Below are 11,624 nucleotides of genomic sequence, written 5' to 3' on the forward strand. Positions count from 1 at the left end.
GCGGGCGTGGAATCCGCCAGGGGGAGCACCCGTGCGGTGTAATGCCGGGGCGGGTCGTGGCCGTGGACCTGCACCCGGACGTGGACGTGGAGGTGGGGCGGATGGCCGGACGGGTGCGCGGCACGGCGGTCGTCCTCGCGCTGTCCGTCGCCGCCTCCGCTGCCGTCAGCGGGTGCGGCGCGGTGTCGGAGCGGCGCGACGACGTGCGGACCGCGACGGCCGCCTTCGAGGACGCGCTCGGCGAGGGCGCGTACGCCCGCGCGTGCGGGGGACTCGCGCCGGCGACCGTCGAGGAACTGGAGCAGTCGGCCGGCGCCCCCTGCGCGCGGGCGCTCGGCGAGGAGTCGCTGAAGCCCGGCGGCGCCGTGCGGGTGGTCGACGTGTACGGCAACCAGGCGCGGGCGGTGCTCGCGCGGGACACCCTGTTCCTCTCCCACTTCGCCACCGGGTGGAAGGTCGTGGCCGCCGGCTGCGCACCCCGCCCGGGGACCCCCTACCAGTGCGAGATCAAAGGCGGGTGAGCCCGTGAGAACCCTGTTCGTCACCATCCTGCTGATCGTCGGGGCCGGCCTCGCCTACCTCGCGACACTGGGACTGATGCACCGGTGAGCGGGCGCGACCGTGCGGCCCGTCCCCGCGGACGCGGCGGCTTCCGGCGCTTCGTCGGGGAGAACGGCCTGGGGCTGTTCTTCACCCTCGGCTTCCTGCTGACCCTGGTCGGGCAGGCGTTCGCCGGGCAGGCCGACTTCAACAACCAGCTGGCCGCCGACCGGCTCCAGACGGTCGGGTTCCTCACCTACGTCACCTCGTCCGACTTCGCGGTCGACGTGGCGGAGAACTGGCAGTCGGAGTACCTCCAGTTCTTCCTCTACATCGGGGCGACGGTCTGGCTGCTCCAGCGGGGCTCCCCGGAGTCCAAGGAACTGGGCAAGGCCGGCAGCGAGTCCGACGAGGACCAGATGGTCGGCGCGCACGCGGCGGCGACCTCGCCCAGGTGGGCGGCGGCCTCCGGCTGGCGGCGCACGGTGTACTCGCACTCCCTGCTGCTGGTCATGGGCACCATCTTCGTCCTGTGCTGGCTGGTGCAGTCGATCACCGGCGTGGCCGCCTACAACGAGCAGCGGCTGCGCCAGTTGCAGGCGCCCTTGAGCTGGTCCCAGTACCTGGGCGCCGCCGACTTCTGGAACCGCACGCTCCAGAACTGGCAGTCCGAACTGCTGGCCGTCGCCTCCATGGCGGTGCTGTCGATCTACCTGCGCCAGCGGGGCTCACCGGAGTCCAAGCCGGTCGGCGCGGCGCACGACGCCACCGGCGTCGAGGGCTGAGGCTCCCCGCCCGTACCGCCCCGTCCGGGCCGGGGGTGACACCTCACCCGCGCCGGACGTGACGCCCCGCCCGCGCCGGGCCGGGCGTCACGCAGGGGGGTCAGCTCCCGGTCAGCAGCGCCGCCAGTTCCTCCGGGCTGCGCGGTCCGGTCCTTCCGTCGGGCAACAGGCCCTGCCCGGCGAGCAGTCGGGCGACCGCGATGCCCCAGGGCAGGCGCAGGCCCGCCGCGCGGAGCAGGTCCGTGCGGGCCAGCGCGGTCTCCGCCGGACCGGTGTGCGCGCCGGACGGGGTGAGCAGGGCCGCGTCGTCGGCCCAGCGCAGGGCGAGATCGACGTCGTGGGTGGCCATCACCACCGTCGTACCGGACGCGCGCAGCCCGTCCAGCGTGGCCAGCAGCCGTTCCTGGCCGTCCGGGTCGAGCCCGGCGGTCGGCTCGTCGAGGATCAGCACGCGCGGCCGCATCGCGACGGCACCCGCGATCGCGGTCCGCTTGCGCTGCCCGTAGGACAGCAGGTGGGTGGGCCGGTCGGCCAGGGCGGTGATGTCCAGCGCGGCGAGCGCCTCGTCCACCCGGGCCCGCACCTCGGCGTCGGGCAGCCCCAGGTTCAGCGGCCCGAACGACACGTCCTGGGAGACGGACGCGGCGAACAGCTGGTCGTCGGGGTCCTGCACCACCAGCTGCACGGTCGTCCGCAGCCGGGTCAGCCCCTTGCGGTCGTACCCCACCGGCCGTCCCTCGACCTCCAACGTGCCGGTGCGCGGGCGCAGTCCGCCGCTGAGCAGCCGCATCAGGGTCGTCTTCCCGCTGCCGTTGCGGCCGAGCAGGGCGAGGGCGCGCCCCTCGCGCACCGTGAAGTCGAGGTTCTCGAGCACGGCCGGGCCGTCCTCGTATCCGAAGGAGGCGCCCCGCAGGGCGACCAGCTCGCTCAAGACAGGGGCCTTTCCAGGACGAGGGTGAGGACGGCCAGGGCCGCCAGGAGGGCGGCCGCGGCCAGCGTGAAGCGCGCGGAGACGCGGGCCTCGGGCACCAGGACGCGCAGGGTGCCGTCGTAGCCGCGCCCGGCGAGCCCGGCCTGCAGTCGCGCCGCCCGGTCGAAGGCCCGCACGAACGCGGTGGCGCCGAGCCCGGCGAGCGAACGCCACTCGGCGGCCCGGCCGGTGTGTCCGAGCCGGGCCGCCTGCGCCTCCCGGATCCGGCGCACCGAGTCCAGCAGCAGGAAGCTCATCCGGTACGTCACCAGGGCGACGTCGACGACCGGCGCGGGCACGCCGGCCCTCACCAGACGGGGCAGCAGGTCCGACATGGGCGTGGTGAACGCGAACAGCAGCACGCCGAGCGAGGCGGCCGAGGTGCGCAGCATCAGCTCCCCGGCCCGCGCCGGGCCGGCGTCGGCCAGGGACACGAACCCGTCGGGCCCGCCCACCTGGACGAGGAGGGGGAGCGCGCCCGTCGCGCAGAAGCCCAGCGGGACCCGGTAGGCGCGCCACAGCCGGCGGGGCGGCACCCCCGCCGGACCCAGCAGCAGGGCGAGCGCCGTCACCAGCACCAGGGCCGCGCCCGGCCAGGGCGGGAGGGAGATCGCGAGCAGGGTGAGGCCGAGCCCCAGCACCGCCTTGTCCACGGGATGGCGGTGGCGCCAGCGACTGCTGTGCGCCGCCGCGTCGATCGGCAGCACGCGCGATCAGACCCGTCCCCGCGGGGACTTCCCGGCGTCGGGCGCGCTCACGGCATCCCGTGCCCCGGCACCGTCCCGTGCCCCGGCACCGTCCCGTGCCCCGGCACCGTCCCGTGCCCCGGCACCGTCCCGTGCCTCGGTCCCGTCGCGTGTCCCGGTCCCGTCCCGTGCTTCGGCCTCGTCCCGCGCCTCGGCACCGTCCCGCTCCCGTTCCAGCCGGGCCAGCAACCGCAGTTCGCCCTGGCGGCGGCCGCGGCGCACCCCGAAGTAGTAGGCGAGGACACCCGCGCCCAGGGCCGCCTGGGCGGCGAACAGCGCCGACTCGATCTCCCCCGACGGCGGTTCGTACAGGGGCGAGAACCACGGCTCGTAGTCCGGCTGGATCTCGGTGATCGCCGTCTCCGCCTCGCTGTCGGAGCCGGTGAACGGCTGCTCCTTGTGGTCGCCGAGCCCCAGGGCCAGCGGCAGCACCGCGAGCGCGAGCACGGCGAGCAGCAGCAGGAGGTTGATCCTCGTGTTCCGCTTCACGGGGCCACCGCCCCGGTCGTGTCCGACGCGCGGCGCCCGGCCGCCAGCACGCCCAGCCGGGTCAGCTCGCCCTTGCTGGACTGCACGAGGAGACGCATCACCAGGACGGTGAGGAGCCCCTCGCTCACCGCCAGCGGGACCTGCGTGACGGCGAAGATGGACCCGAACTTGCCGAGTGCGCCCAGGAACCCGCTGCTCGGGTCGGGGAACGCCAGCGCCAGCTGCACGCTGGTCACGCAGTAGGTGGACAGGTCGGCGACGAAGGCGCCGGCGAACACCGTGACCATCAGCGGCACGCCGTACTGCCGCAGCAGGCGGTACACGCCGTACCCGGCCCACGGTCCGACGATCGCCATCGAGAACACGTTGGCGCCGAGCGTGGTCAGGCCGCCGTGCGCGAGCAGCAGGGCCTGGAAGAGCAGGGTGATGGTGCCCAGCACGGCCATGATCGGCGGCCGGAACAGGATCGCGCCCAGACCGGTGCCGGTGGGGTGCGAGCAACTCCCGGTCACCGAAGGGAGCTTGAGTGCGGACAGGACGAACGTGAAGGCGCCGGAGGCGCCGAGCAGCAGTGTGCTCTCGGGATGTTCCCTGACTTCACGGGTGAGCGACCGGGCTCCGTGGACGACGAACGGCGCCGACGCGACGCTCCAGGCGACCGCGTGCACCGGAGGAAGAAAACCCTCGGCTATGTGCATGGCTCAGCAGACCCTCTCCAGCACCTCGTGGATGGTTGACGCGCCTTGGCCGGTCTCCTGGCTGACGGGTACCACCGCCCGTGCTCCGCCTTCCCGGGTCCGTGAGGACCCAGTGGCTGCCCGCGAGGGCCGGAGCCGGACTTCCCGATCACAGTGGCGAGGGCCGCACCGGCATCACACCGGATTTCCCGTTCACCAAGGCGTGGTGACAGTAGTGCGAGGACCGGGGCGGTGACAAGCGCGAACGGGGGCGCACGGACGGCGGACGCGGGGTGCCGGACCGGCGCACACCGGCCGTGCCGGGGCCGGGCGGGCGCCGGTCGGTGGCGGTGTCGATCCGGTCACACCGGCCGGTCGTCGGCCGTGCCGGTCCGGGATCCGGAGACGGAGGCCCGGGGACGGGGCCCCGGGGGAGGGGTTTCGAGGGCGTGCCCCGGGGCGGGGTCCCGGAGGGTCAGCGGCCGTGCCAGTCCAGGCACACCACGAGCGCGTCGTCCTCCGCCGCGGATCCGTCGCGGTGCCCGGCCAGTTCGCGCAGCACGGCATGCGGGGCCTCGGCCGCCGGCAGCAGCCGGGTGGCGGTGATCGCGCGCGCCAGGGCGGCGTCCCCGTACGTCCCCCCGCCGGGCGAGGCGTCCGGGTGGACGCCGTCGCTGACGAACACCAGCCGGTCGCCGGGCTCCACCTGGAACGGCTGCGCCACGTAGTCGGTCTCCTCGAACATGCCCAGCGGCAACTGGGCGTCCAGGCCGACGTGTTCGACGGTGCCCGCCCGCAGCCGCAGCAGCCGTGGTGAGCCGGCGTCCACCACCTGGGCCCGTCCGGTGGCGAGTTCGACCTCCAGCATCAGCACCGGCAGGTAGCAGTGGCCCCGGTAGTGCGCGTGCACCGCCTGGTCGGCCAGCGCCGCCTGATCGGCGATCGGGAGGCCGGCCCGCCGCGCGTTGCGCAGCGCGCTGACCGCCAGGTTCGTCAGCAGCGGCGCCTCCGTGCCCTCGCCCGTGCCGTTGTTGACGTACAGGGTGAGGCGGCCGTCCGTCGCGGACCAGTCGAAGTTGTCGCCGCGGACGGCGTAGGCGGGCTCCAGCTGGGCGCCGAGCGCGTATCCGGGACCGGTGCCGGCGCGGGCCGGGAGGAGCTGCCACTGCATCTCCGCGGCCAGGGTGAGCCGTTCCCTGCGCCGGGCCCGCAGGTACAGGTCCGTGGCCCGCCCGGCCACGACCACCTCGTGCCCGAGCACCTGCGCGACCTCCGCCAGCTCGCCCACCACGTCCGGCGCCCGGCCGCCCCCGGGGTTCTCGCCGGCCTCGGGGCCCTCGCCGTTCTCGCCGTCCTCGGGGCCCGCACCGTCCGCGGGATCCTCGGGCAGCGTCACCGACAGCACCCCGAGCCGGTCGCCGCGCACCGAGACCGGCAGGTGCGCCCGCACCAGGCCGTTCGCGGCCGGTTCGACGTACGGCTCCTGCGCGCCGAACGCCCGGCCCGCCGCGCTGTCGTACACCGACAGCGGCTCCCGGTCCGGGGGGCCGGCCACCGGCTGCAGCGACGTCAGGCCGTAGTCGGCCATGAGCAGCTCGACGGAGAGCGCCGCGTACTGCTCGACCAGCGCCCGTCGGACGGCCTCGACCAGTTCATGAGGTGCCGCCGTCCGCAGGGCGCGCTCGGCGGTGACGAATCTGCTCATTCTGTTCGTGACGGGGGATACCACGACGGGAATAACACCGATCCTTCGTTCAGGGGCCGGTTCGCCGGCCGGGGGTGTCCCGCCGCGCCCGGACGGCGCGGCGGGGTCGAGGGGTGCCGGGGGCGGGTGAGGCGCTAGTACGCTGGCGGTCGTCCCAGTGTCTGCGAGAGTGTGACCGTGACTGTCTTCCGCCAACACCCGGACCCCGACGAGGTCGCACGGGTGACCGCGACGGCCGCGGAGCTGCTGGAAGTGCTGTGGGGACGGGCCTCGACGGCGCCCGCGTCCGCGTCCCAGCTGCGCGTGCTGTTCGTCCTGGAGCACCAGGAGGGCATCAACCTGCGCACCCTCGCCGACTCGCTGGCCTCCACCCCGCCGTCGACGAGCCGCCTGTGCGACCGGCTCCAGGCCGCCGGGCTGGTGGAGCGGGTGGTGAGCCCCTCCGACCGGCGTGAACTGCGGCTGCGCCTCAGTGGCCGGGGGCGGGCCTTCCTGGCCGACCTCCGGGAGCGCCGGGAGCGGGAGCTCCGCGCGGTGCTGGCGGGGATGCCCGCGGGGAAGCGGAGCGCGCTGCTGGAGGGGCTCGACGCGTTCTGCGACGCGGCGGCGGCCCGGACGCACGACGAGGCCCCGGACTCCGGCAGCCGCACGGCCTGACCGGCGGACCGCGGCCGCGGCCGAAGCAGCAGCCGAGGCCGCTCCGGCGGCGGCCGGAGCCGGGAACCGGTACGCGGGGCGGCGCCCCGCCCGGGGCCTGCACACGAAGCACACACATGAGCACTGCTACCCCGAGCCGCCGCGAACCTGTACGGGCCGTGGCCGGGATCTCGGGGGAGCGCATGGACCGGCCCGCGCGGGTTACTCCGTCCTGTATGGCACGGACATCGAGAACCCGACCCGACGAGCGGGCGGAGCGCCCGGGACCCGATGAGCGGGCGGAGCGCCCGGCACCGGACGAGCGGGCGGAGCGCCCGGGACCGGACGAGCAGGTGGAGCGCCGGGCGCCGGACGATCCGAGCGCACTGCCCAAGCGGTCCTGGTCGGCGGTGCTGAAGGGCACGGTGAAGGAGTTCAAGGACGACGAGCTCACCGACCGGGCCGCCGCGCTGACCTACTACGGGGTGCTGTCACTGTTCCCCGCCCTGCTGGTCCTGGTGTCGCTGCTGGGGGTCGCCGGCAAGTCGGCGACCGACCAGGTGCTGGAGAACCTCCAGAAGCTCGCCCCGGGGTCGGCCCGGGACATCATCAGCGACGCGGTCACCCAGCTCCAGGGGCGGGGCGGCGTCGGCTCCCTCATGGCGCTCGTCGGCATCGTGCTGGCGGTGTGGTCGGCCTCCGGCTACGTCGCCGCCTTCATCCGCAGCGCGAACGCCGTGTACGACATACCGGAGGGGCGGCCGGTGTGGAAGGTGCTGCCGGTCCGGGTCGGGGTGACGGTGGTGCTCCTCGTGCTGGCCGTGATCAGCGCCCTGATCGTGGTGTTCACCGGTGACATCGCGCGCAGGGCCGGTACGGCGCTGGGCATCGGCGACACCGCGCTGACCGTGTGGTCGATCGCCAAGTGGCCGGTGCTGGTCGTCCTGGTCACCATGATGATCGCGCTGCTGTACTGGGCCACCCCCAACGTCAAGGGCCGCGGCTTCCGGTGGATCACGCCGGGCAGCGTGCTGGCCCTGCTGATCTGGCTCGTCGCCTCGGCGGGCTTCGCCTTCTACGTGGCCAACTTCGGCTCGTACAACAAGACCTACGGCACGCTCGCCGGCGTCATCGTGTTCCTGGTGTGGCTGTGGATCAGCAACATCGCCATCCTGCTCGGCCTCGAGTTCGACGCGGAACTGGCCCGCCAGCGGGCGGTCGCCGGCGGACTGCCGAAGGACGAGGAGCCGTACGTGCCGCCCCGGGACACCCGTGCCTGGAGCGAGGAGGACCAGCGCCGCATGGAGTGACGGGCGCCCCACGGTCTCCCGTCGGGGACCCCAAGGTCTCCCGTTAGGGGCCGCCCGGCGCGGGAAGCCGCAGCTCATGGGTACCTGGGAGGATCTGAGAGAGAACGACCACCGGCTGACGCGGAGGGTGGCCTCGTGGCGGTCGCCCGCCGCGCGGCGGGTGCTTCCGGCGGTCGAGGAGGCGGCGCAGCACACCAAGCTCTGGTGGGGCGCCGCCTTCGTGATGGCCACGGCCGGCGGGTGGCGGGGCCGCCGGGCCGCCGCGGCGGGTGTGGCCGCCATGGCGGTGGCGGAGCTGGTCTCCAACGGCGTGGGCAAGCAGCTCTGGGACCGGCGGAGGCCGCCGAAGGAGTGGATCCCGCACGAGGAGGTCCACGACCGGCCCGACTCCTCCTCGTTCCCCTCCGGACACACGGCGGCCGCCGTGGGCTTCACCGCCGCCGTCGCGGGGGTCTGGCCGTCGGCCGGCGCCCTGTGCGCGGTGCCGGCGGTGATGGTGGCCTGCGAACGCGTCCACACCGGCGCCCACTACCCCTCCGACGTCGCCGTCGGCGCGCTGATCGGCCTGACCGCCGCCGCGCTGACCCACCGCGCCCCCCGCCTGGCCGTCCGCGCGGCACTGTCGTGAGGCGCCCCGGGAGGGGCATCGCCGCGGCGCTCCCGGCCGGCCGCTCCCTCCGGACCGGGGAGGGGGCCGGGGAGGGGGCGAGCGGTGACGGCGAGCAGCCGGCGCCCGCGGCGGGCGGCACGGGCGGCTCCCGAGCCCCGGGCGGCGGGCGGACCTCAGCCGGCGAGCGTGCGGTGCGGCGGGCGGCCGTACGCGGAGCGGTACAGGGTCGCGAAGCGCCCCGGATGGAAGAAGCCCCAGCGGGCCGCCACGTCGGTGACCGTGGTGCCGTCGAGCGGGTTCGTGGCCCGCAGCTCGTCGTGCGCGTGGGCGAGCCGGACCCGGCGCAGGTGCGCCAGCGGCGTGGTGTCGAGGTGCCGGCGGAAGACGTACTGGAGGGCCCGCACGGTGACGTGCGCGGCCGCCGCGATGTCGGCGACCGTGACCGGTTCGGCGGCGTGGTCGTCGATGTAGGCCAGCGCGCGGCGCAGCGTCGCCGGCCGGGCGTCGTTGCGGTCGGTAGCGGTCGGCTCGGTGAGCGCGGTGTTGGGGAAAGCGGCGAGGACGCCCGCCGCGAGGTGCTGGGCGGCGGTGGAGGCGACCAGCGGCTGCTCGGCGATGCCGGGCGCGGCCAGCACGTGGTCGCGGATGTAGCCGACCGTCTGCCGCAGTTGCACGGCCGCGGCCGGGGAGTGCGGCCGGTGCCCGGTCAGCCGGACCGGTCCCGGCCTGCGGCCCGGGGCGGTGGCGGCCACCTGGGAGAGCAGATCGGTGTCGAGCATGGTGATGTTGTAGCGGGCCGCGCAGACCCGTCCCGAGTACGGCAGTTCCGGCGGGGCGAAGGACACCACGTCGCCCGGGCCGAAGGAGTCCTCCACCCCGCCGAAGGCGTGGTCCCGGATGGTGCCCTCGTGCACGAGGCACAGGCAGATGCGGCCCAGCGGGGTGACGGAGTAGCTCATCTCGAAGCCGAGGTCGAGTTCGTCGACGGTCACCGAGGGCATCGCGGCGCGGCTGACGCGCGCCCGGCCGGCCTCCGGGCCGCCGCTGCCGATGCGCATCCTGGCGTAGGCCCGGCTGAGGAAGTCCTCGGTCAGGCCGAGGTCGTCACTGTCGAAGAACAGCGTGTCCATGAATCCTTCGTCCGATGGGTCGAGCTGCCCCGTGCACGGGGTGCCGGGCGGCAGCCGGCCGGTGTTCGCCCCCTGCGCACACTTTCCCCGCATCGCGGTGCGCATTCGTTTTCCGGATCGGCACCGACGACGTTGTTCGCCTGCGGTGCGGCCGGGCCGGATCCCGCTGTGCAGGCTGGACAGGGACGGCGCGGTGACGCCGCATCGGCCGCCCGCGCCTTCGCGGGCTCCTGACGAGGGGAAACACACGTGGAATGCGGCATGGCTGCGGAGGAGGAAGCCGAGGCGCGGATCGCCGCCCTGCGGGAGGAGGTGGCCCAGCTGCGGCAGGCCGTGGCCTCCCACGCCGTGGTCGACCAGGCGATCGGGGTGGTGGTCGCCATGGGACGGCTGCGCCCCGAGCAGGGGTGGGAGGTGTTGCGGGAGGTCTCCCAGCGCACCAACACCAAGCTGCGCGAGGTGGCCGAGTACGTGGTGCAGGGCGCCCACTGCCGCTGGCTGCCCGACGAGATCCACCGGGCGCTGACGGGCGCGCTGGCCCGTGTGCGGCAGGCGTCCGCGGAGCGCTGACGGGGCGCGTCGCCAGGTGTCCGCGGGGTGCGGACGGGCTCGCCGGGTGGTGTGCGGCAGGCGTCCGCCGGGTGTCGACGGGCTCGCCGGGCGGCGCGGGCGGGCATCCGGCACGGCCCCGGGGAGACCCGCGCTGCCGAGGCCGCGATCACCCGGCCGTCACCGTCCTGCGCTCCGGACGTTCCCGGGCCGCCCTGCACCGCTTCTACCGGGCGGCTGCCCGTGCCCCGGACGAACCGTACGAGCCGCAGCCCGTGCCCCGGACGAACCGTGCGGGCCGCGACGGCCCCCACCTCGGCGCGGAGCACCGGTCCGAGGCCTTCGCCGTGTACGACGCCGTACGGGCCCGGCTCGTCGGCGGTCCGGGAACCGGGCCCGGCGCGGAACCGGGTCGGCCGGGGGCCCGCGAGACCGTGCCGCGGCCGGAGCCCGCGGCACGGGCGGCGGTGCCCGGATCGAAGGCCGGGCCGGACGGCCGGTGCGCGCCCGGGTCAGGCGGCGTGCAGCTGGTACACGTTGAACGCCCGCCGGATCACCGGCTGGGCCACGTTCCGCACGCGGACCCCGCCCGCCGTCATCCCGTGCTCGGTGCCCATGTGGGCGTGGCCGTGGACGGAGAGGTCGGCGCCGGCCGTGTCGATCGCCTCGGCCAGCAGGTAGCTGCCGAGGAACGGGTAGATCTCCGGCGGCTCACCGGCGAGGGTGTCGGCGACGGGGGAGAAGTGGGTGAGCGCGACCCGGACGTCGCAGCCGTCCCGGCCGAGATCCTCCAGGGCGCCGTGCAGCGAGTCCGCGCTGCGCCGGGTGCAGCGGACGAACTCCTTCATCAGCGGCTCGCCGAACTCTCCGGCGCTGCGGCCCACGAACCCGCCGCCGAAGCCCTTGGTCCCGGCGACGCCGACGCGCGTTCCGGCGCACTCCACCACGGTCCCCTCGCCCTCCAGGACGGTCACGCCCGCCTCCTGGAGGATCCCGGTGACCTTCTCGGGCTGCTCGTCGTGATGGTCGTGGTTGCCGAGCACGGCCACCACCGGCACCGGCAGACCACGTACCTCCCGGGCCACCACCCGTGCCTCCTCGGGCGTACCGTGCCGGGTCAGGTCGCCCGCCAGCAGCAGCAGGTCGGCGCACTGGTCCAGGGTTTCGAAGGCGGGCCGCAGCAGGCCCTGGCTGTCGGAGCCCATGTGGATGTCGCCGACGGCCGCGACGCGGATCATGGCAGGTCCTCCGCATGGTCGGGCGAGGCGGTCCCGGCCACCACCACGTCGGTGTGCACGGCGAGCCCGGCCAGTTCCTCGTGGACGGTCCGCAGCAGCGTCTCGCGGCACTGCACGGAGGGCACCGTGCCGGTCACCACGACCGACCCGGCCCGCACCTCGGCGCGCACGCCCAGTTCGGCGAGCTCCTCGGCGGCGAGCCGGTCGTGCAGGTGGGCGACGCGGTACTCGATGTTCCC

General features: G+C 75.0%; 14 protein-coding genes and 1 riboswitch. Of the genes, 6 read left to right on the plus strand and 8 right to left on the minus strand.

What is annotated here, in order from left to right; translation table 11 throughout:
* Window positions 1–56 precede the first annotated feature (56 nt).
* Together ACF09K_RS12105 and ACF09K_RS12110 are read left to right on the plus strand one after the other, a co-directional pair.
* Complete coding sequence (locus ACF09K_RS12105) at window positions 57–521, plus strand: hypothetical protein (protein ID WP_392242738.1); 465 nt, start codon at window positions 57–59, stop codon at window positions 519–521.
* Window positions 522–605: 84 nt separating this feature from the next.
* Window positions 606–1,325 carry a DUF6766 family protein gene (locus tag ACF09K_RS12110; protein ID WP_392242740.1) on the plus strand — a complete coding sequence of 240 codons (720 nt, stop codon included), beginning with the start codon at window positions 606–608 and terminating at the stop codon, window positions 1,323–1,325.
* 100 nt (window positions 1,326–1,425) lie between these two features.
* On the opposite strand, the gene ACF09K_RS12115 is transcribed toward ACF09K_RS12110, so the two are convergent.
* The 5 genes from ACF09K_RS12115 to ACF09K_RS12135 all read right to left on the minus strand — a co-directional run bounded on the left by ACF09K_RS12115 (window position 1,426) and on the right by ACF09K_RS12135 (window position 5,912).
* Complete coding sequence (locus tag ACF09K_RS12115) at window positions 1,426–2,256, minus strand: energy-coupling factor ABC transporter ATP-binding protein (RefSeq protein WP_392242742.1); 831 nt, start codon at window positions 2,254–2,256, stop codon at window positions 1,426–1,428.
* Entirely contained in the window at window positions 2,253–3,002 is a 750-nt protein-coding gene (cbiQ, locus tag ACF09K_RS12120; RefSeq protein ID WP_392242743.1) for a cobalt ECF transporter T component CbiQ, read from the minus strand. The genes ACF09K_RS12115 and cbiQ overlap by 4 nt, the downstream gene beginning before the upstream one ends.
* 6 nt (window positions 3,003–3,008) lie before the next feature.
* Window positions 3,009–3,530, minus strand: coding sequence for an energy-coupling factor ABC transporter substrate-binding protein (locus tag ACF09K_RS12125; protein WP_392242745.1), 522 nt, complete (start codon window positions 3,528–3,530; stop codon window positions 3,009–3,011).
* Window positions 3,527–4,228: an energy-coupling factor ABC transporter permease gene (locus ACF09K_RS12130; protein ID WP_392242747.1), complete on the minus strand. Its 702-nt coding sequence runs from the start codon at window positions 4,226–4,228 to the stop codon at window positions 3,527–3,529. Before ACF09K_RS12130 ends, ACF09K_RS12125 begins: the two co-directional genes overlap by 4 nt.
* A gap of 29 nt (window positions 4,229–4,257) precedes the next feature.
* Window positions 4,258–4,443, minus strand: a riboswitch (cobalamin riboswitch).
* Window positions 4,444–4,682: 239 nt separating this feature from the next.
* The gene (locus ACF09K_RS12135) at window positions 4,683–5,912 is read right to left on the minus strand and encodes a PP2C family protein-serine/threonine phosphatase (protein ID WP_392242749.1); all 1,230 of its coding nucleotides are present in this window, start codon (window positions 5,910–5,912) and stop codon (window positions 4,683–4,685) included.
* A gap of 171 nt (window positions 5,913–6,083) precedes the next feature.
* Between ACF09K_RS12135 and ACF09K_RS12140 the strand changes: the two genes are divergently transcribed.
* From ACF09K_RS12140 to ACF09K_RS12150, 3 genes are all read left to right on the plus strand, one after another.
* On the plus strand, window positions 6,084–6,569 hold the full coding sequence (locus ACF09K_RS12140; protein WP_392242751.1) for a MarR family winged helix-turn-helix transcriptional regulator: 486 nt from the start codon (window positions 6,084–6,086) through the stop codon (window positions 6,567–6,569).
* A gap of 215 nt (window positions 6,570–6,784) precedes the next feature.
* Complete coding sequence (locus ACF09K_RS12145; protein ID WP_392242752.1) at window positions 6,785–7,858, plus strand: YihY/virulence factor BrkB family protein; 1,074 nt, start codon at window positions 6,785–6,787, stop codon at window positions 7,856–7,858.
* A gap of 76 nt (window positions 7,859–7,934) precedes the next feature.
* The gene (locus tag ACF09K_RS12150) at window positions 7,935–8,486 is read left to right on the plus strand and encodes a phosphatase PAP2 family protein (RefSeq protein ID WP_392242754.1); all 552 of its coding nucleotides are present in this window, start codon (window positions 7,935–7,937) and stop codon (window positions 8,484–8,486) included.
* A 155-nt stretch (window positions 8,487–8,641) separates the two neighbouring features.
* Here the strand turns inward: ACF09K_RS12150 and ACF09K_RS12155 are convergent, their stop codons facing one another.
* On the minus strand, window positions 8,642–9,598 hold the full coding sequence (locus tag ACF09K_RS12155; protein WP_392242756.1) for a helix-turn-helix transcriptional regulator: 957 nt from the start codon (window positions 9,596–9,598) through the stop codon (window positions 8,642–8,644).
* Window positions 9,599–9,859: 261 nt separating this feature from the next.
* Between ACF09K_RS12155 and ACF09K_RS12160 the strand changes: the two genes are divergently transcribed.
* Window positions 9,860–10,168: an ANTAR domain-containing protein gene (locus tag ACF09K_RS12160; RefSeq protein ID WP_392242758.1), complete on the plus strand. Its 309-nt coding sequence runs from the start codon at window positions 9,860–9,862 to the stop codon at window positions 10,166–10,168.
* 491 nt (window positions 10,169–10,659) lie between these two features.
* Here the strand turns inward: ACF09K_RS12160 and ACF09K_RS12165 are convergent, their stop codons facing one another.
* Entirely contained in the window at window positions 10,660–11,385 is a 726-nt protein-coding gene (locus ACF09K_RS12165; RefSeq protein ID WP_392242760.1) for a metallophosphoesterase, read from the minus strand.
* Window positions 11,382–11,624, minus strand: a 243-nt coding sequence (locus ACF09K_RS12170; RefSeq protein ID WP_392242762.1) for a hypothetical protein, incomplete at its 5' end; no start/stop codon positions are given. The genes ACF09K_RS12170 and ACF09K_RS12165, both read right to left, overlap by 4 nt.

Source organism: Streptomyces sp. NPDC014882 (assembly GCF_043081325.1).
GTDB lineage: Bacteria > Actinomycetota > Actinomycetes > Streptomycetales > Streptomycetaceae > Streptomyces.

What these genes read in the sequence shown, in the direction of transcription:
- ACF09K_RS12155 (WP_392242756.1), bottom strand. Translation starts at nt 9,598, where the DNA reads ATGGACACGCTGTTCTTCGACAGTGACGACCTCGGCCTGACCGAGGAC.
- ACF09K_RS12145 (WP_392242752.1), top strand. Translation starts at nt 6,785, where the DNA reads ATGGCACGGACATCGAGAACCCGACCCGACGAGCGGGCGGAGCGCCCG.
- ACF09K_RS12135 (WP_392242749.1), bottom strand. Translation starts at nt 5,912, where the DNA reads ATGAGCAGATTCGTCACCGCCGAGCGCGCCCTGCGGACGGCGGCACCT.
- ACF09K_RS12165 (WP_392242760.1), bottom strand. Translation starts at nt 11,385, where the DNA reads ATGATCCGCGTCGCGGCCGTCGGCGACATCCACATGGGCTCCGACAGC.
- ACF09K_RS12160 (WP_392242758.1), top strand. Translation starts at nt 9,860, where the DNA reads ATGGCTGCGGAGGAGGAAGCCGAGGCGCGGATCGCCGCCCTGCGGGAG.
- ACF09K_RS12130 (WP_392242747.1), bottom strand. Translation starts at nt 4,228, where the DNA reads ATGCACATAGCCGAGGGTTTTCTTCCTCCGGTGCACGCGGTCGCCTGG.
- ACF09K_RS12150 (WP_392242754.1), top strand. Translation starts at nt 7,935, where the DNA reads ATGGGTACCTGGGAGGATCTGAGAGAGAACGACCACCGGCTGACGCGG.